Raw genomic sequence first — 18124 nt, 5'->3', positions numbered from 1 at the left:
TTCCCCCTGGGGGCGGCCGGTGCGCCCCGCAAGGGGCGCGGTCGCCCCTCAGGGGCGCGGGGAACTGCGCGACCAGCCACCACGCACCCGCACCCGGCACACCACAAGCACCCCCACCCCGGAAGCCGCCAAAAACACCCCCGCTCCCAAGGACACCGCGATGACCACCACCCCCACCGCCATCCCGACGGAGTCAACCGCACGGCGGCGGTTCCTCGACCGCTACGTCCGCCGGGAGATCGGCCACGTCCTGGGCCTCGCCCCCCACCGCATCGACACCACCGGCCGCACCATGTACAGCCTGGGCATCGGCTCGATCGCCGGCCTGGAACTCCAGTGCCGACTGGAGGCGGGCCTCGGCGTCGCCGTGGACCTCCAGCGCCTGCTGCGGGCCAACAGCGCGGCCGAACTGATCGACTGCCTCACCAAACAGCTCGCCCCGGCCGGCGGCCACGCGCAGTCTGCGGTCACGGCATGACCGCCCCGGCCGCGCCGCCGGCGCCCGCGCCCACGCCGACGCCGTACCGGCGTCCGCGGCCACCGGAGTCCGCCGTTCCGCCCGACCTGCTCGACCTGTGGCTGATCCGCAGCCCCGCCGAAGCCGCCCGGCTCGACCTCTCCGTGCTCGACGCCGCCGAACGCACCCGCGCCGAAAGCTTCCTGCGCCCGGCCGACGGACTGCTGTACGCGGCCGCGCACATCGGCCTGCGCCGGCTGCTGGCCCGGTACACCGGGCAGCCCCCCGAGGAGCTGCGCTTCGCCCGGGAACCGTGCCCGGGCTGCGGGGAGCCGCACGGCCGCCCGATGCTGGCCCGGCCCCCGGGGGACGCGTCACCGCCCCTGCACTTCTCGCTGTCGCACAGCTCCGGCGTCGCCCTCGTCGGCGTGGCGGCCGTACCCGTCGGCGTCGACGTGGAACGGCTGCCCCGGGAGGAGACCGCCGCGATCTGCACGCCCGCCCTGCACCCGGACGAGCGCGCCGAGCTGGAGGCCGCGCCGCCGCACACGCGCCGGGCGGCCTTCGGCCGGCTGTGGACCCGCAAGGAGGCCTACCTCAAGGGGCTCGGCACCGGCCTGAGCCGTGGCCCGGCCCAGGACTACCTGGGTGAGCGCACCGGCGCGCACCCGCCCGGCTGGACCGTGCTCGGCATCCCCTGCTTCCCGACGCACGTCGCCGCCGCAGCCGTACGCCACCCGGCGCCCGCCGAGGCCGGGGTGCGCTGTGTGCCGGGGCCGTGGCTGGACGCCTCGGACAGCTGGCGCACCCCGGACCTGCCCCGCTCGGTCCGGGTGGCCGTGCCCACGGGCCCCGGACGAACGCCGCACGACGAAGGAAAGGACGTGACCGGATGACGACGACAACGACGACTGCGGCGACCGCGACGACCACGACCGTCACCGCCCTCGTCTTCTCCGGCCTGGGCCCGCACCGCGCGGGCGCGGCGGAGCCCCGGCCCGCCCGGGCCGCCGCCTACGAGCGGGCCGCCGACGAACTGCTGGGCATCCCGCTGACCGCGCTGTCCCGGCGCGGCCCGGACCGGCACCTGGCCGATCCGGCGGTCGGCTGCCCGGCCGCCTTCATGGCCGGCCTGGTGGCGCTGGAGGAGCTGCGCGCCCGGGGCGAACAGCCGGACCTCGTCGCCGGGCACAGCCTGGGCGAGTACGCCGCCCTGGTCGCCGCGGACGTGCTGCACTGGCGCGACGCGCTGCTGCTGGTGCGGCTGCACGCCGAGCTGGTGGCCACGGCCGGGGACCGGCTGCCCGGCGGCATGGCCGTGGTCGAGGGACTGGACGCGGCCGAAGTGGCCCGGCTGTGCGCCGGGTCCACGGCGGCCGGGCTCCCCGTGGAGATCGCCTGCGAGAACGGCCCCGGGCACACCGTGGTCTCCGGCACGACCGCCGGACTGGACCGGCTGGTGCGCGCGGCCGGGGCCGCCGGGGCCGCCCGCGTCACCCGGCCGGCGGCCGGCGGCCCGTTCCACTCGCCCCTGCTGCGCGACTACGAGGCCGAGTTCACCCAGGCGCTGGTGGAGACCGACTTCCGCGATCCGCGGATCCCCGTCGTCTCCTGCGTCACCGGCCGGCCGGTCACCACCGCCGCCGAGGCCGTGGTGGGCTTGCGCGCCCTGCTCACCGCGCCCGTGCGGTGGACCGACACCGTGGAGCGGCTGCTCGCCCTCGGCGCCGAACGGTTCGTGGAGGCCGGTCCGGCGCCCGTGCTGGCCGACTCCATCCGCCGTATCGCCCCCGCCGCGGACCTCCGGCAGGCCGGCCGGGCGAGGGCCGCCGCGCTGTCCGCCTGACATCCGTTGAATCCAAGTGGAGGACCTGGAGGTTCCCATGCCCGACGCGACCGATCCACTGCGCGGCCGTATCGAGGAACTGACCGAACGCAAGCGCACCGCCCAGGACGGCCCGGACCCCGCCGCCACCGAGCGCCAGCACGCCAAGGGCAAGCTGACCGCGTACGAGCGGATCGCGCTGCTCCTGGACAAGGGGTCGTTCAACGAGGTGGAGACGCTGCGCCGGCACCGGGCGAGCGGCTTCGGCCTGGAGCACAAGAAGCCCTACGGCGACGGTGTGGTCACCGGCTGGGGCACCGTGCACGGCCGTACGGTCTTCGTCTACGCCCATGACTTCCGGATCTTCGGCGGGGCGCTCGGCGAGGCGCACGCGCAGAAGATCCACAAGATCATGGACCTGGCCGAGGCCGCCGGCGCCCCCCTGGTGTCGCTGAACGACGGCGCGGGCGCCCGGATCCAGGAGGGCGTCACCGCGCTCGCCGGCTACGGCGGCATCTTCCGCCGCAACACCCGGGCGTCCGGGGTGATCCCGCAGATCAGCGTGATGCTCGGCCCGTGCGCGGGCGGCGCCGCCTACAGCCCCGCCCTCACCGACTTCGTCTTCATGGTCCGCGAGACCTCGCAGATGTTCATCACCGGCCCCGACGTGGTCAAGGCCGTCACCGGTGAGGAGATCACCCAGAACGGCCTCGGCGGCGCCGACGTCCACGCGGCCACCTCCGGGGTGGCGCACTTCGCGTACGACGACGAGGAGCAGTGCCTGGAGGACGTGCGCTACCTGCTGTCGCTGCTGCCCTCCAACAACCGCGAACTGGCCCCCGTCGAGCACTCCGGGGACCCGGCGGACCGGCTCAACGACCGGCTGCTGGACCTGGTCCCGGCCGAGCCCGGGCAGTCGTACGACATCCGCGCGGTGATCGAGGAGATCGTCGACGACGGCGAGTACTTCGAGATCCACCCGGCCTGGGCGACCAACCTGGTGTGCGCGCTGACCCGGCTCGACGGCCAGGTCGTCGGCATCCTGGCCAACCAGCCCGCCAGCATGGCCGGCGTCCTCGACATCGAGGCGTCCGAGAAGGGCGCCCGGTTCGTGCAGTTCTGCGACGCCTTCAACATCCCGCTGGTCACCCTGGTGGACGTGCCGGGCTTCCTGCCGGGCGTGGACCAGGAGCACAACGGCATCATCCGGCGCGGCGCCAAGCTGCTGTTCGCCTACTGCAACGCGACCGTGCCGCGGATCTCGCTGGTGCTGCGCAAGGCCTACGGCGGCGCCTACATCGTCATGGACTCGCGCTCGATCGGCGCCGACCTGGCGCTCGCCTGGCCCACCAACGAGATCGCGGTGATGGGCGCCGAGGGCGCCGCCAACGTGGTCTTCCGGCGCGAGATCAACGCCGCCGACGATCCCGAGGCCGTACGGGAGCAGCGCATCAAGGAATACAAGGAAGAGCTGATGCACCCGTACTACGCGGCCGAGCGCGGCCTGGTCGACGACGTGATCGACCCGCGCGAGACCCGCTCGGTGCTCATCCGCTCGCTGCGGATGCTCCGCGCCAAGCACGCGGACCTGCCGTCCCGCAAGCACGGCAACCCCCCGCAGTAGGCACCCCCATCCCGAGGAAACCGACGAGGAACCCACTGTGCAGACATACCGTCAGGTGCTGAGCGTGCGCGGGCTGAAACCCGTGCTGCTGCTCGGCCTGCTGGCCAAGATCCCGGTCGTCGCCATCCCGATCGTCCTGACGCTGCGCGTCACCGTCGGACTCGACCTGAGCTACGCCCAGGCCGGTCTGGTCACCGGCGCCTGGACCGTCGGTGTCGCCATCGGCGCGCCCGTGCAGGGCCGGGTGATCGACCGGCGCGGGCTGCGGCCCCTGTTCGTCGTGGCCACCGTCGGCCAGGCCCTGTTCTGGGGTCTCGCGCCGCTGCTGCCGTACCCGGTGCTGGTGGTCGCGGCCCTGCTGTCCGGGCTGGTCCTGGTGCCCGGCTCCACCCTGGCCCGGCTGGCCATCTCCGGCCTGGTGCCGGAGGAGCAGCAGCACACGGCGTTCGCCGTCGACTCCATCCTCACCAACATCTCCTACATGACGGGCCCCGCCCTCGCGGTCCTCGTCTCCACCCAGCTGTCCACCGGGCAGGCGCTGCTCGGCGTGGGCACCCTGCTGCTGGTCAGCGGCAGCGCCATCGCGCTGCGCAACCCCCCGGTGACCCGCAAGGCCGCTCCCGCCGGGGCCGGGGAGCGGCCCGCGGGCTATCTGACGGCCGGTCTGGTGGCCGCGCTCGCCTGCGTCTTCGTCTCCGGCGCGGTCTCCTCCGGCACCGAACTCGCCATCGTCGGCAGCCTGAAGGACGCCGGACAGGTCGGCTGGACCAGCCCCGTGCTGATCGGCTGCGGCATCTGCTCCATCGTCGGCGGCCTGCTCTACGGCAGCCTGAAGAAGAGCCCGCCGGCCGCCCTGATCCTGCTGCTGATGGGCGTCACCACCGCCCCGCTCGGCCTCGCCCACGGGGCGCTGTGGCTGGGCCTGGCGCTGATCCCGGCCACCCTGCTGTACGCGCCGACCTTCGCCTCCACCGCGGCCGCCGTCAGCAGCCACGCCGACGACTCCGTCCGGGCCACGGTGATGAGCCTGTACTCCGTGGCCATGACCGCCGGCACCGCCCTGGGCAGCCTCGCCGCCGGCCTCGCCCTCGATCACACCGGCCCCGCCGGCGGGTTCGCCACCGTCGGCGGACTGGCCGTGGCGGTGGCCCTGATCACCTGGCCGGTGGCGCGCCGTACGACCGCCCGGTCCGACCGGCCCGCATCCGCCACCAGCACCGAACCCGAGACCGCAGGGAGCCCCCAGTGACCTCCGCACCGCATGTCGTCATCGTCGATTCGTACGCCCCGACCCGGCTGCTCGCCGCCCAGTTCGAGAAGGCCGGAGCCTCCCTGGTGCGCGTGCAGAGCACGGTGGAGGTGCCCGAGGTCTACCGGTCCTCCTTCGACGTCGACAACTACGTCGAGAACATCATCCACCGCGGCGACCTGGCGGAGACGGTCGCCGCGGTGCGCCGCTACCGGCCGGTGGCCGTGGTCGCCGGCGGCGAGATCGGCGTCGAGCTGGCCGACGCGCTCAGCGAGGCGCTCGGCCTGCCCACCAACGGCACCGCCCTCAGCGAGGCCCGCCGCGACAAGTACGTGATGATCGAGACCCTGCGCGCCGCGGGCGTCCCGGCCGCCCGCCAGCTGCTGGTGCGCGACGAGGACGAACTCGTCGCCTGGCACGAGTCGATCGGCGGCCGGGTGGTCCTCAAGCCCGTCCGCAGCGCGGCCGGCGACAACGTCTCCTTCTGCGACACCCCCGAGGAGTCCGTCGCCGCCTACCGGCGCATCCTCGGCGCGCCCAACGTCTTCTCCGAGGTGAACACGGCCGTCGTCGCCCAGGAGTACCTGGCCGGCACCGAGTACATGCTCAACACGGTCAGCCGGGACGGCGTGCACCACGTCTGCGAGATCTGGCGCACCACCCGCATCCTCGCCAACGGCGTGCAGGACCTCAACGACTCCGCCTACCTGACCGCGAGCCGCGGCGACGTCCAGGACCGGCTGGCCGACTACGCGCGGCGCGTCCTGGACGCCCTGGGCATCCGGCACGGCCCGGCGCACGTCGAGATCAAGATGACCAACGCGGGCCCGGTGCTGGTCGAGGTCGGCGCCCGGATCTGCGGCGGCAACCTGCCGTACTACGCCCAGCTCGCGGCCGGCGAGTCCCAGCTCGACTGGAGCGTGGACGCCTACCTCGACCCGGAGCGCTTCCACGCCCGCGCCCACGAGGACTACCAGCGCCAACAGGTGGTGGCCAACGTGGCCCTGGTCTCCCCGGTGGAGGGCGTGCTGCGCGGCTACCGGGACCTGGACGCGATCCGCAACCTGGACAGCTTCAAGGACCTCAGCATCTACGTCCAGCCCGGCGACCGGATCAGCCGCACCGTCGACGACACCACCTACCCGGCGCTGATGTGGCTGATGCACGAGACCGAGGAGGTCGTGCTGCGCGACGCCGGCACCGTCCGCTACCTCGACGGCACCGGCTTCTACGACCTCGAACCCGAGGAGGGCTGATGGCCGCCACCCCGCCGCCGCAGGGGGCACGCACCGGGCGGCACATCGTCGTCGTCAACCGGTGGGCCGAGCACTACGCCGCGTACGAACGCTATGTGGACCACGCGGCCGACCGGGTCACCTATGTGACCACCGAGGTCGGCCGGGCCGCCGTACCCGACGGGGCGGCGGATCTCCGCACCGTCGGCGCCACCGACGACCTCGCCGCGGTCGCCGCGGCCGTCCGCGAGCTGGCCGCCGTCCACGGCGCCCCCGACCATGTCGTCGCCCTCAAGGAGGACGACCTGCTGGTGGGCGCCCGGCTGCGCGAGGAGTGGGGCTGCCCCGGGCCCCGCCCGCAGGACCTGGCCCACTTCCGCGACAAGCACGCCATGGCCGACCGGGTCGCCCGGGCCGGCCTGGCGGTGCCCGCCTTCGCCCTGGTCCGCACCGCCGGGGAGATACGGTCCTTCGGCGCCGCCCACGGCTGGCCGCTGATCGTCAAGCCGCTCGCCGGCAGCTCCAGCGCCGGGGTACGGCGGCTGGACGGCCCCGAGGACCCGGCCCCGGCCGACGGACCGCTCCTCGCCCAGGCCTACGACCCGCGCCCGATCTACCACGTGGACGGCGTGTTCACCGGCGAGGAGCTGGCCGTCGTCCGCGCCTCCCGCTACCTCAACACCTGCCTGGACTTCCGCGGCGGCACGGTGCTCGGCTCGGTGGAGGAGAGCGACCCGGCCCTGCGGTCCGCCATCGCCGACTACAGCGTGCGCGTGCTGCGCGCCCTGTCCACCCGGGCCACCGTGTTCCACCTGGAACTCTTCGTGGACCGGGAGACCGGCGACTGCGCCTTCCTGGAGGTCGGCGCGCGGGCCGGGGGAGCGGAGATCCCGTTCGTCTGGCGCGAACTGCACGGCTACGACCTGGTGGAGACCGCGTTCCGGATCCAGCTGGGCCTGCCGCCCGCCCCCGCACCGGCCGACGCCGGCACCGAGGTCGGCGGCTGGTTGCTCGCCCCGGCCCCGGCCGAACGGCCCTGCCGGATCACCGAGATCACCTCCATGACCGGCCGCACCCCCGGCCCGTACGCCGAGGCGCTGCTGGCCCGCGGGGACGTGCTGCCCGAGGCCGACTCCTACTACGAGCACGTCGGCGGGCGCTTCCGGTTCCGGGGCGCCTCCTCGGCGGCCGTGGAGGAGGCGATCCGGGCCACCGCCGCGGACTTCCGGGTCCGGGCCGTGCCGCACACCGGCGGCCGCAGCAAGGTCGCGGAGCGCGCGCTGATCGCCTCCGTCGACCCGGAGCTGGCGCTCGACCTCACCGTGCTGACCGGGCCAAAGGAGCTGGCCGCGCATCTCGCGGACCGCACCGGCACGGTCGTCCTGCGCCCGGAGTTCTCCGCGGACCGCGGCTCCGCGCTGTTCCACCGCCCGGACGGTCCGCCGGTCCCCGACGCGCAGCTCGCCGAGCTGTGGGAGCGGGGCGGCGCGGTGGTCGCCCACGACTACGTGCCCGGGCGGCCCTACTTCGCCAACGGCACCGTCCGCAGGGGCGAGCTGACGCTGGCCGACTGCTGGGAGTGCTTCGAGATCACCTCGGGCGCCCAGTCGATCCTGACCAGCGTCGCCGACGTGCCCGCCGGCTCCGCCCTGGTCCCGCTGCTGACCCGGCGCCTCCAGAAGGTGGTCGACGTGGCCGGGACGGGGGACGGGCCGGTCCACTTCGAGCTGGTCATCGACGGCTACGACGGCGAGGCCCCGGACGTCCCGGAGTCCGCCCTGTCGATGAAGATCGTCAAGTTCGCCCCGCGGGCCGCGCGCGAGCCGCTGCCGACACTGGCCTCCTGGCTGGTCGAGGCGCCGGACGTGCACGTCGGCGACTACTCGTTCGTGGTGCACCGGCCGGGCCGGCTCGCCCGGATCGAGTTCCTCGACGAGATCCGGTCCCGGCCGTCGTACGCGGGCGACGCGGAGTGCCCCGAGCCGGGCGCGCACGTCTCCCAGGAAGCGGGGGCGGGCGGCGCCTACACGGTGTGGCTGCGCAACCCCGACCGGGCGGAGCTGCTGGCGGACATCGCGTACTTCCAGCAGCTGAACGAGACGGGGATCTTCACGCTGGCGCCGTAGCACCGGGCAGTCGTGGGCGCGGATCCCCTCACCTCCGGGAACCGCGCCCCGGCCCGCCGACCCACGAAGGACTCACCATGCCCGCAACCACTGACACCATCCGCGTCGAGAAGGGCACCCCCACCGACGAGGAACTCGCCGCCCTCGCCCTGGTGCTGATGGCCCGCACCGCGGCCGCACCCGCCACCGGCGACGAACCGCCCGCCCCCACCCCCCGCTGGCAGCCCCCCGGCCACGCGATGGCCCGCAGCTGGCGCCACACCACCCCGGCCGGACAGCCGTGAGCCCGCTCCTCGCCGCCCGCATCGCCTGGGCTGCCATCACCGTGGCCGCGCTGCTCGCGGTCGCCGGCCCCGGCCTGTGACACCGAGTCAGGGAGAAAGAACCGAGTCAGGGAGCACGAGAGACGTGACCATCGCACCGCACCACACCACCGGCCCCGAGGACGTGCTCGTCAGCGACGCCGCCGTCCTGCACGGGCTGACCGACGAACTCGCCGCGCTGCGCCGCGAGGTGCGCCGGCTGACCGACCGCGCCGAGCTGAGCGCGCTGCTCGACCGCTACACGGTCCTGCTGGACACCCAGGACGACCACGGCTTCGACGCGGACTGGCCGGCCACCGTCTTCACCGAGGACGTACGGCTGCACTTCCCCATCGGCACCCACGAGGGCCTCGCCGGGGTCGCCGAGTTCCACTACCACGCCAAGATCCGCTTCGCCCGGACCATCCACCTCAGCGGCAACCACATCGTGCAGCTGGACGGCGACCGGGCGCGGGTGCGCTGCCACATGGTCACCACCCATGTGCACCGGCCCGCCCCGGAGCGGCCCGACCGGATCGGCGCGCTGTTCCAGCTCGGCGGGTTCGGCGTCGGCGAGGCGGTCCGCACCGCCGAGGGCTGGCGGCTGAGCGAGTGGGGCTTCACCGCCACCTGGGCCGACGGGCCGGGTCCGGACGGAACCCCGGTCATGTGAGGACGGCCATGACCGAACCCCTCGCCCCGGAACGGCCCCCCGCCGCCACGGCCCCGGTGGTGCGGGACATCGTCCTCGACGCCGCCGGCGTCCAGCTCTCCGGACTGCTCGCCGAACCGGCCCACCGACCGCCCCGCGCGGTGGTCGTCGCGGTGCACGGCGGCGGGATGCGCGCCGGATACTTCGACAGCCGGGCCCGGCCCGGACTGTCCCTGCTCGTCACCGGCGCCGAACTCGGCTACACCGTGCTCGCCCTGGACCGCCCCGGCTACGGCCTGTCCGCCGAGCGGCTCCCCGAGGGGCAGCCGCTGGCCGCACAGGCCGAGACCCTGCACGCGGCGCTCGACGCCCACGCCCGCGAGCACCCCGTCGGCGCCGGGTTCTTCCTGGTCGGCCACTCCAACGGGGGCAAGCTGGCGCTGGCCGCCGCCGCCCACGAGGACGGCGCCCGGCTGCTCGGCGTGGACGTCTCCGGCGTCGGCACCTGTCTGGCCGTCACCCCCGAACAGCTGCCCGGGATCGCCGGGCACGGCGACTGGCGGCGGCACTGGGGCGCGCTGCGCCTCTACCCGCCGGACGCCTTCCGGCTGGGCCGCGCGCTGGTGTCCCCGATCCCGGCCGCGGAGACCCGGGAGTCCCTGCACTGGCCGGCCCTGTATCCCGCACTGGCCGCTCGCATCCGCGTCCCCGTGCGCTTCACCTTCGCCGAGCAGGAACGCTGGTGGCGCTTCGACGAGGAGGCGGTCGCGGAGCTGCGCCGGCCGCTGGCCGCGCCGCGGGTGTCGGTCGACCGCCAGCCCGACGCCGGCCACAACATCAGCCTCGGCTGGGCGGCCCGCACCTACCACCTGCGCGTCCTGAGCTTCCTGGAGGAGTGCCTCCTGGCCCAGGACGCGGCGCTGCCCTGCCTCGGCGGCGGGCCCGCGCGGCCGGGCCATACGCGCCCGCACCCGGCGCCGGCCCACGGCCCCGCCGGAACACCGACGACGTGACCTAGGAGACCCGTAATGGCTTCGTCCCTCACCACCCCGGTGGCCGCCCCCGCCGCCGACCGGCTCGCGGAGCTGGAGGACCGGCTGCGTGAACTGGAGGACCGGGCCCGGCTGGCCGAACTCGTGGACCGGTTCGTGCACGGGCTGGACTCCGCCGACGCGCCGACCGTGGACCAGTACCGCGAGATCCTCACCGAGGACGTCCGGCTGAACCTCCCCAACGGCACCCACCAGGGCGTCGCCGGCCTGCCCGACTTCTTCGCCGCCCCGCGGGCCCACTGGGCCGGCAACCAGCACTACGCCACCAACAGCGTCATCGATCTCCAGGGCGACCGCGCCTCGGTGCGTGCCAACATCCACGCCGTGCACATCCCGCACGACGCCTCCGCCCCGCTGTTCACCGGCGGCGCCCACTACGACATCCGGGCGACCCGCACCCCGGCCGGCTGGCGGATCGCCGAGCTGACGGTGAGCGTGCTGTGGACCGCGGAGGGAGGGCGCGCATGACGCCCGGCCTCCTCCGGCGCGAGCAGCCCGACGCCCTCCGGCGCGAGCAGCCCGGCGCCCTCCGGCGCGAGCAGCCCGACGCCCTCCGCGGCCAGCAGCCCGCGCCGCCCGTATCCGAGTCCGCGCCGCGGTCCGAACCCGCGACCGAGCGGCCCGCGCTCCTCGCGGGGGAGGAGCGCGACGTCCCCGACCGCCACATCTTCCGCGGCATCGACTGATGCGCCGCCCGGCGTCCGAGAGGAACAAACTGCCATGAAAGCCCTGGTGTTGTCGGGTGGGTCGGGGACCCGCCTGCGGCCCTTCAGCTACTCCATGCCCAAGCAGCTCATCCCCATAGCCAACAAGCCGGTCCTGGAGCACGTCCTGGACAACGTCCGCGCCCTCGGCGTCACGGAGGTCGGCATCATCGTCGGCGACCGGGCCCCGCAGATCGCCGCCGTCATCGGCGACGGCTCCCGGCTGGGCCTGGACGTCACCTACATCCCGCAGGACGAGCCGCTGGGCCTCGCCCACTGCGTCGCGCTGGCCCGGGACTTCCTCGGCGACGACGACTTCGTCATGTACCTGGGCGACAACATGCTGCCCGACGGGGTCGAGGACATCGCCCGCGAGTTCGCCGAGCAGCGGCCCGCCGCGCAGATCGTCGTGCACAAGGTCGCCGACCCGCGCGCCTTCGGCGTCGTCGAGGTCGGCCCGGACGGCTACGTCGAGCGTCTCGTGGAGAAGCCCGAGCAGCCGCGCAGCGACCTCGCCGTGGTCGGCGTCTACTTCTTCACCCCCGCGATCCACCAGGCGGTGGCCGCGATCGAGCCCAGCCCCCGGGGCGAACTGGAGATCACCGACGCCATCCAGTGGCTGGTCTCCCAGGGCGCCCGGGTCGCCGCCAGCGAGTACGGCGGCTACTGGAAGGACACCGGCCGCGCCGACGACGTCCTGGACTGCAACCGCAAGCTCCTGGAGGGCCTCACCCGCAGCGTGCGCGGCGAGGTCGACGACAGCAGCGTCCTGGTCGGACCGGTCGTCGTGGAGGAGGGCGCCCGGGTGGTCGCCTCGCACATCACCGGCCCCGCGATCATCGGCGCCGGCACCCTGGTCGAGCACAGCGACATCGGCCCGGACACCTCCATCGGCCGGGACTGCGTGCTGCGCCGTACCCATCTGGAGTCGTCCATCGCGCTCGACGGCTCCACGGTCACCGAGGTCCGCGGGCTGCACGGCTCGCTGATCGGCCGGATGGCCACCATCGGCCCCGGCGACGGCCGCAGCCCGCACCACCGGCTGGTCGTCGGCGACCACACCCGGATCGAGGTGGCGGCATGAGGATCCTGGTCACCGGCGGCGCCGGCTTCATCGGCTCGCACTACGCCCGCACCCTCCTGGACGGCGGCTACGCCGGCTACGAGGACGCCCGGGTCACCGTCCTGGACAAGATGACCTACGCGGGCAACCGCGACAACCTCCCCGCCCGGCACCCGCGGCTGGACTTCGTGGAGGGCGACATCTGCGACCTGCCGCTGCTGCTGGACCTGCTGCCCGGCCATGACGCCGTGGTGCACTTCGCGGCCGAGTCGCACGTCGACCGCTCGCTGGAGTCGGCCGCCGACTTCGTCCGCACCAATGTCGACGGCACCCAGACCCTGCTGGAGGCCTGCCTGCGCACCGGTGTGCCGCGCGTGGTGCACGTCTCCACGGACGAGGTGTACGGCACGATCGACGAGGGCTCCTGGACCGAGGAGTGGCCGCTGCTGCCCAACTCGCCCTACGCGGCGTCCAAGGCGGCCTCCGACCTGATCGCCCGCGCCTACTGGCGCACCCACGGCGTCGACTTGTCGATCACCCGCTGCTCCAACAACTACGGCCCGTACCAGACGCCCGAGAAGCTCATCCCGCTGTTCGTCACCAACCTGCTGGAGGGCAGGGAGCTGCCGCTGTACGGCGACGGGCGCAATGTGCGCGAGTGGCTGCACGTGGACGACCACTGCCGGGCCATCCAGCTGGTGCTGACCCGCGGCCGGGCCGGCGAGGTCTACAACGTCGGCGGCGGCAACGAGCAGACCAACCGCGAGATCACCGAGCGGCTGCTGGAGCTGTGCGGCGCCGACTGGTCCGCGGTCCGCCATGTGGCCGACCGCAAGGGCCACGACCGGCGCTACTCGCTGGACGAGACCAAGATCCGCGAGGAACTCGGCTACGCCCCCCGGGTCCCGTTCGCCGAGGGCCTCGCCGACACCGTGGCCTGGTACCGCGACAACCCGCAGTGGTGGAAGGCCGCGAAGGACCGGGCGGCCCGGCTGTGACCGGCCGCCGGGTGCTGGTCCTGGGCGCCACCGGGTTCCTGGGCCGGCACATCGCCGACACCTTCGAGGCCGCCGGCGACCGGGTGCTCCGGGTGTCCCGGACGGCGCCCCCCGCCGCGTCGGGGGGCCGGGCCGCGTTCGACCTCACCGCCGCCACCGCCGCCGGGCTGGCCGCGTTCCTCGCGGCCCACCGCCCCGACGTGGTGGTGAACGCGGCCGGCACCGTCTGGCAGGCCGACGAGCAGCGGATGCGCGAACTCAACGACGCGTTCGTACGCCGCCTCGTCACCGTCCTGCCCGAACTGCCCGCCCCGGTACGGCTGGTGCAGCTCGGCAGCGTGCACGAGTACGGCCCCACCCCGGCCGGCGTCCCGCTGACCGAGGACCTGCCGGCCGCACCGGCCGGCACCTACGGCCGTACCAAGCTGGCCGGCACCCGCTGGGTGCTCGACGCAGCACAGGGCGGCCTGGACGCGGTCGTGGTCCGGGTCGCCAACGCCTGCGGGCCCGGCGCCCCGCCGGAGAGCCTGCTGGGCAAGGTCGCCGCCGAACTCGCCCGCCAGGCCGCCGACCCGGCGGCCCCCGGCGAGCTGCGGCTGGCCCCGCTGCGCGCGATGCGCGACTTCGTCGACGTACGCGACGCGGCCGACGCGGTGCTCGCCGCGGCCGGCGCCCCCCGGGGCGTGGCCGCCGGGCTGCTCGTCAACATCGGCCGGGGCGAGGCCGTACCGGTACGGCGGCTGGTGGACCGGATGATCGCGCTCAGCGGACTGCCCGTACGGCTGGTCGAAGAGGCCCCCGCCGACGGCACCCGCTCCACCACCGAGTGGCAGCGCACGGACATCACCCGCGCCCGGCGCCTGCTGGGCTGGCACCCCCGACGCGAGCTGGACGAGTCCCTCCGGGACCTGCTGACCGCCACCCGGCTCGCCCCTGTGTGAAGCACGCACGACGCAAGCACGCACGGCGGAAACGACACACCACCCACTCCGACGCAGGAAGGCGACCATGAGCGTCCACAAGGAACTGGTCCTGGACGAGGTCCGCAAGTACCACCGGGACACCCAGCCCACCGGCGGCTTCGTCCCCGGCACCACCGAGATCTGGCCCTCCGGCGCCGTCCTGGACGAGGAGGACCGGGTGGCGTTGGTCGAGGCGGCCCTGGAGATGCGGATCGCGGCCGGCCGCAGCTCCCGGCTGTTCGAGTCCCGGTTCGCCCGCCGGCTCGGCCGCCGCAAGGCCCATCTGACCAACTCCGGGTCCTCGGCCAACCTGCTCGCGACCACCGCGCTCACCTCGCACCTGCTGGAGGACACCCGGCTGCGCCCCGGCGACGAGGTGATCACGGTCGCGGCCGGGTTCCCCACCACCGTCAACCCGATCCTCCAGAACGGCCTGGTCCCGGTCTTCGTCGACATCGAGCTGGGCACCTACAACACCACCGCGGACCGGGTCGCCGCCGCCATCGGCCCCAAGACCCGGGCGATCATCATCGCGCACGCCCTGGGCAACCCCTTCGAGGTCGCCGAGATCGCCCAGCTCGCCGAGGACCACGACCTGTTCCTCATCGAGGACAACTGCGACGCGGTCGGCTCCACCTACCGCGGGCAGCTGACCGGCACCTTCGGCGACCTCACCACGGTCAGCTTCTACCCGGCCCACCACCTCACCATGGGCGAGGGCGGCTGCGTGCTCACCTCGAACCTGGCGCTGGCCCGCATCGTGGAGTCGCTGCGCGACTGGGGCCGGGACTGCTGGTGCGAGCCCGGCGAGAGCAACAAGTGCCTCAAGCGGTTCAAGTACCAGATGGGCACCCTGCCGGAGGGCTACGACCACAAGTACATCTTCTCCCACGTGGGCTACAACCTGAAGGCGACCGACCTCCAGGCGGCCCTCGGCCTCACCCAGCTCGCCAAGCTGGACGACTTCACCGAGGCCCGCAAGCGCAACTGGCGGCGGCTGCGCGACGGCCTGGACGGCACCCCGCACCTGCTGCTGCCCGAGGCCACGCCGAACAGCGACCCGAGCTGGTTCGGCTTCGTCCTCACCGTCCAGCCGGACGCGCCCTTCTCCCGGGCCGCGCTGGTCGACTTCCTGGAGGACCGCAAGATCGGCACCCGCCGGCTGTTCGCGGGCAACCTCACCCGCCACCCCGCCTACATCGGCACCAACCACCGCGTGGTCGGCGAGCTGACCAACAGCGACATCGTCACCGAGCAGACCTTCTGGATCGGCGTCTACCCTGGCCTGACCGACGAGATGCTCGACTACGTCATCGCCTCCGTGCGCGAGTTCGTGGCGGCCCACTCATGACCGCGCCCACCCTCACGCGCAAGCTGCTCAAGCCCCGCCAGGACACCGCGCTGCCGGCCAGGATCGCCCGCTCCGCGGCCGCCACCACCGGCGCCGGGCTGCGCACCGAGGACTTCGCCGACTGGCTCGACGGGCGCCGCCGCGCCCACCGCTTCCAGGTCGACCGGATCCCCTTCGCCGAGCTGGACGGCTGGCACTTCCAGGACGGCACCGGCGACCTCGTGCACCACACCGGCCGCTTCTTCTCCGTGCACGGCCTGCACGTCCGCACCGCCGGGGACGCCGAGCAGGAGTGGTACCAGCCCACGATCAACCAGCCCGAGGTGGGGATCCTCGGCATCCTGGTCAAGGAGTTCGACGGCGTCCTGCACTTCCTGATGCAGGCCAAGATGGAGCCCGGCAACCCCAACCTGCTCCAGCTGTCGCCGACCGTGCAGGCCACCCGCAGCAACTACACCAAGGTGCACCGGGGCGCCGACGTCCGCTACATCGAGTACTTCACCGACCCGCGCCGCGGCCGCGTCCTCACCGACGCGCTCCAGTCCGAGCACGGCTCCTGGTTCCTGCACAAGAGCAACCGCAACATGATCGTCGAGGCGATCGGGGACGTCGAACCGCACGACGACTTCTGCTGGCTCACCCTCGGCCAGATCGGCGAACTGCTGCACCGGGACAACGTGGTGAACATGGACTCGCGGACCGTGCTGGCCTGCGCGCCCTTCCCCGACCCGGACGGCGGCGCGCTGCACTCGGACACCGAGCTGCTGTCCTGGTTCACCGCCGAACGCTCCCGGCACGACCTGCACGTCCGCCGGGTGCCGCTGGCCGGGCTGCCCGGCTGGCGGCGCGACGAGCACACCATCAGCCACACCGAGGGCCGCTACTTCGACGTCGTGGCCGTCCGGGTGCAGGCGGGCAGCCGCGAGGTCAGCGGCTGGACCCAGCCGCTGTTCGCCCCGGCCGGGACCGGCGTGACCGCGTTCCTGACCCGGACCATCGGCGGGGTGCCGCACGTCCTGGCGCACGCCCGCGTCGAGGGCGGCTTCCTGGACACCGTCGAGCTGGGCCCCACCGTCCAGTACACCCCGGGCAACTACGCCCACCTGGACGCGGCGGACCGCCCGCCCTTCCTCGACCTGGTGCTGAACGCGGACCCGGCCCGGATCCGCTACGACGCCGTGCACGCCGAGGAGGGCGGCCGCTTCCTCGACGCCGTCAGCCGCTACCTGATCGTGGAGGCCGACGCGGACGAGGCACCGCTCGACCCGCCGCCCGGCTACCGCTGGGTCACCCCGGCCCAGCTCACCACGCTCGTCCGGCACGGCCACTACGTCAATGTGCAGGGCCGCACCCTGCTCGCCTGCCTGAACGCGATGAGGACACACACCTGATGCCATCCCTTCGGATCGGCGTGCTCGGCTGCGCGGACATCGCCCGGCGCCGGCTGCTGCCCGCCATGGCGGCCGCCGACGGCATCGAGATCGCCACGATCGCCGGCCGCGACGCGGACCGGGCCCGCACCCTCGCCGAGCAGTACGGCGCCCGGCCCGTGCACGGCTACGCCGCGCTGCTGGAACGGGACGACGTGGACGCGGTGTACGTGCCGCTGCCCGCCGCGCTGCACGCCCGCTGGACCGAGGCCGCGCTGCGCGCCGGCAAGCACGTGCTCGCCGAGAAGCCGCTGAGCACCGACCCGGCGGCCACCGCCGCCCTGCTCGCCCTGGCCCGCCGGTCCGGGCTGGTCCTGGCGGAGAACGTGATGTTCGTCCACCACCCCCAGCACGAGACCGTACGACGCTGGATCGCGGACGGCGTCATCGGCGAGGTCCGCGCCTTCCGCGCGGAGTTCGCGGTGCCCCGGCTGCCCCGGGGCGACATCCGCTACAGCGCCGGCCTCGGCGGCGGCGCCCTGCTGGACACCGGCGTGTACCCGGTCCGGGCCGCGCTGCACTTCCTCGGCGACGAGCTGCGGGTGCTGGGCGCCCGGCTGCACGCCGGCTCCGGCGACGAGGTGGACACCTCCGGTTCGGCGCTGCTCGGCGGCCCGGACGGGGTCGGGGTGCAGCTGACGTTCGGCCTGGACCACGCCTACGGCTCCCGCTACGAGATCTGGGGCAGCGAGGGCCGGCTGACGGTGGACCGGGCCTTCACCCCGCCGGCCGACCACCGGCCGCGGGTGCGCCTGGAGGGCCGGTCCGGTGTCGAGATCAGGGAACTGGAGCCCGCCGACCAGGTCCTGGCGGCGGTCCGTGCCTTCGCGGCCGCCGTCGCCGCCCGCGCCGTACCCGACGAGCGCTGTCTGCGCCAGGCCGAACTCCTCGCGGAGATCCGGCAGACGGCCCGCGACGAGCCGACCGCAGTGTCATGAACCGCAGTGTCATGGAGAACCAGTGGACCGGAATGTGATGAAGAACGAGTCGAAGCCAGTCCGGCGTCTGGACCGGGTGATCATCCGGTTCGCGGGGGACTCGGGTGACGGTATGCAGCTCACCGGTGACCGGTTCACCTCGGAGACCGCTTCTTT

General features: G+C 73.9%; 18 protein-coding genes. All 18 read left to right on the top strand.

All coding sequences use genetic code 11. The annotated features are described in order from the left end of the window. Positions 1–160: 160 nt before the first annotated feature. Positions 161–478 (top strand): acyl carrier protein, encoded by a 318-nt coding sequence (locus tag ACZ5CZ_RS37855; protein ID WP_385847954.1) that lies wholly within the window; start codon positions 161–163, stop codon positions 476–478. Further along, on the top strand, positions 475–1353 hold the full coding sequence (locus ACZ5CZ_RS37850; RefSeq protein ID WP_468949353.1) for a 4'-phosphopantetheinyl transferase family protein: 879 nt from the start codon (positions 475–477) through the stop codon (positions 1351–1353). Before ACZ5CZ_RS37855 ends, ACZ5CZ_RS37850 begins: the two co-directional genes overlap by 4 nt. Then, positions 1350–2303 carry an ACP S-malonyltransferase gene (locus ACZ5CZ_RS37845; RefSeq protein WP_468949351.1) on the top strand — a complete coding sequence of 318 codons (954 nt, stop codon included), beginning with the start codon at positions 1350–1352 and terminating at the stop codon, positions 2301–2303. The genes ACZ5CZ_RS37850 and ACZ5CZ_RS37845 overlap by 4 nt, the downstream gene beginning before the upstream one ends. Positions 2304–2340: 37 nt before the next feature. Continuing rightward, a complete protein-coding gene (locus tag ACZ5CZ_RS37840; protein ID WP_468949349.1) occupies positions 2341–3906 on the top strand; it encodes an acyl-CoA carboxylase subunit beta in 1566 nt (521 codons plus the stop codon). A 37-nt stretch (positions 3907–3943) separates the two neighbouring features. After that, positions 3944–5155 (top strand): MFS transporter, encoded by a 1212-nt coding sequence (locus ACZ5CZ_RS37835; RefSeq protein WP_468949347.1) that lies wholly within the window; start codon positions 3944–3946, stop codon positions 5153–5155. Continuing rightward, the gene (locus ACZ5CZ_RS37830; protein ID WP_467548983.1) at positions 5152–6411 is read left to right on the top strand and encodes an ATP-grasp domain-containing protein; all 1260 of its coding nucleotides are present in this window, start codon (positions 5152–5154) and stop codon (positions 6409–6411) included. Before ACZ5CZ_RS37835 ends, ACZ5CZ_RS37830 begins: the two co-directional genes overlap by 4 nt. Next, complete coding sequence (locus ACZ5CZ_RS37825) at positions 6411–8516, top strand: ATP-grasp domain-containing protein (RefSeq protein ID WP_468949345.1); 2106 nt, start codon at positions 6411–6413, stop codon at positions 8514–8516. Before ACZ5CZ_RS37830 ends, ACZ5CZ_RS37825 begins: the two co-directional genes overlap by 1 nt. A 77-nt stretch (positions 8517–8593) precedes the next feature. Next, positions 8594–8800, top strand: a complete 207-nt coding sequence (locus ACZ5CZ_RS37820; protein WP_385847963.1) for an acyl-CoA carboxylase epsilon subunit — start codon at positions 8594–8596, stop codon at positions 8798–8800. 124 nt (positions 8801–8924) lie between these two features. Continuing rightward, a complete protein-coding gene (locus ACZ5CZ_RS37815; protein WP_468949343.1) occupies positions 8925–9491 on the top strand; it encodes a nuclear transport factor 2 family protein in 567 nt (188 codons plus the stop codon). 8 nt (positions 9492–9499) lie between these two features. Then, entirely contained in the window at positions 9500–10483 is a 984-nt protein-coding gene (locus ACZ5CZ_RS37810) for an alpha/beta hydrolase (protein WP_468949341.1), read from the top strand. Between the two features lie 15 nt (positions 10484–10498). Beyond that, complete coding sequence (locus tag ACZ5CZ_RS37805) at positions 10499–10990, top strand: nuclear transport factor 2 family protein (protein ID WP_385847968.1); 492 nt, start codon at positions 10499–10501, stop codon at positions 10988–10990. After that, positions 10987–11208: a hypothetical protein gene (locus ACZ5CZ_RS37800; protein ID WP_468949338.1), complete on the top strand. Its 222-nt coding sequence runs from the start codon at positions 10987–10989 to the stop codon at positions 11206–11208. Before ACZ5CZ_RS37805 ends, ACZ5CZ_RS37800 begins: the two co-directional genes overlap by 4 nt. 34 nt (positions 11209–11242) lie before the next feature. Continuing rightward, positions 11243–12310, top strand: a complete 1068-nt coding sequence (locus ACZ5CZ_RS37795; protein WP_385847970.1) for a glucose-1-phosphate thymidylyltransferase — start codon at positions 11243–11245, stop codon at positions 12308–12310. Continuing rightward, complete coding sequence (rfbB, locus tag ACZ5CZ_RS37790) at positions 12307–13287, top strand: dTDP-glucose 4,6-dehydratase (protein WP_468949336.1); 981 nt, start codon at positions 12307–12309, stop codon at positions 13285–13287. Before ACZ5CZ_RS37795 ends, rfbB begins: the two co-directional genes overlap by 4 nt. Further along, on the top strand, positions 13284–14228 hold the full coding sequence (locus ACZ5CZ_RS37785; protein ID WP_468949334.1) for an NAD-dependent epimerase/dehydratase family protein: 945 nt from the start codon (positions 13284–13286) through the stop codon (positions 14226–14228). The genes rfbB and ACZ5CZ_RS37785 overlap by 4 nt, the downstream gene beginning before the upstream one ends. 67 nt (positions 14229–14295) lie before the next feature. Next, positions 14296–15600, top strand: a complete 1305-nt coding sequence (rfbH, locus tag ACZ5CZ_RS37780) for a lipopolysaccharide biosynthesis protein RfbH (RefSeq protein WP_385847973.1) — start codon at positions 14296–14298, stop codon at positions 15598–15600. Beyond that, positions 15597–16991 (top strand): NDP-hexose 2,3-dehydratase family protein, encoded by a 1395-nt coding sequence (locus ACZ5CZ_RS37775; protein WP_450793101.1) that lies wholly within the window; start codon positions 15597–15599, stop codon positions 16989–16991. The genes rfbH and ACZ5CZ_RS37775 overlap by 4 nt, the downstream gene beginning before the upstream one ends. After that, positions 16991–17968, top strand: coding sequence for a Gfo/Idh/MocA family protein (locus tag ACZ5CZ_RS37770; RefSeq protein ID WP_468949331.1), 978 nt, complete (start codon positions 16991–16993; stop codon positions 17966–17968). The genes ACZ5CZ_RS37775 and ACZ5CZ_RS37770 overlap by 1 nt, the downstream gene beginning before the upstream one ends. The last annotated feature ends 156 nt before the right edge of the window (positions 17969–18124 follow it).

Source organism: Streptomyces sp. NPDC031418 (genome assembly GCF_055581605.1).
Note: the sequence above shows the minus strand (reverse complement) of the source record. Positions and strands in the feature narration are given on the sequence as shown.

Bases quoted from the DNA above. Each gene is read 5' to 3' on its own strand.
- ACZ5CZ_RS37825 (WP_468949345.1), top strand. From the start codon at position 6,411: ATGGCCGCCACCCCGCCGCCGCAGGGGGCACGCACCGGGCGGCACATC.
- rfbB (WP_468949336.1), top strand. From the start codon at position 12,307: ATGAGGATCCTGGTCACCGGCGGCGCCGGCTTCATCGGCTCGCACTAC.
- ACZ5CZ_RS37845 (WP_468949351.1), top strand. From the start codon at position 1,350: ATGACGACGACAACGACGACTGCGGCGACCGCGACGACCACGACCGTC.
- ACZ5CZ_RS37840 (WP_468949349.1), top strand. From the start codon at position 2,341: ATGCCCGACGCGACCGATCCACTGCGCGGCCGTATCGAGGAACTGACC.
- ACZ5CZ_RS37775 (WP_450793101.1), top strand. From the start codon at position 15,597: ATGACCGCGCCCACCCTCACGCGCAAGCTGCTCAAGCCCCGCCAGGAC.
- ACZ5CZ_RS37850 (WP_468949353.1), top strand. From the start codon at position 475: ATGACCGCCCCGGCCGCGCCGCCGGCGCCCGCGCCCACGCCGACGCCG.
- ACZ5CZ_RS37855 (WP_385847954.1), top strand. From the start codon at position 161: ATGACCACCACCCCCACCGCCATCCCGACGGAGTCAACCGCACGGCGG.
- ACZ5CZ_RS37810 (WP_468949341.1), top strand. From the start codon at position 9,500: ATGACCGAACCCCTCGCCCCGGAACGGCCCCCCGCCGCCACGGCCCCG.
- ACZ5CZ_RS37800 (WP_468949338.1), top strand. From the start codon at position 10,987: ATGACGCCCGGCCTCCTCCGGCGCGAGCAGCCCGACGCCCTCCGGCGC.
- ACZ5CZ_RS37770 (WP_468949331.1), top strand. From the start codon at position 16,991: ATGCCATCCCTTCGGATCGGCGTGCTCGGCTGCGCGGACATCGCCCGG.
- ACZ5CZ_RS37795 (WP_385847970.1), top strand. From the start codon at position 11,243: ATGAAAGCCCTGGTGTTGTCGGGTGGGTCGGGGACCCGCCTGCGGCCC.
- ACZ5CZ_RS37820 (WP_385847963.1), top strand. From the start codon at position 8,594: ATGCCCGCAACCACTGACACCATCCGCGTCGAGAAGGGCACCCCCACC.
- ACZ5CZ_RS37805 (WP_385847968.1), top strand. From the start codon at position 10,499: ATGGCTTCGTCCCTCACCACCCCGGTGGCCGCCCCCGCCGCCGACCGG.
- rfbH (WP_385847973.1), top strand. From the start codon at position 14,296: ATGAGCGTCCACAAGGAACTGGTCCTGGACGAGGTCCGCAAGTACCAC.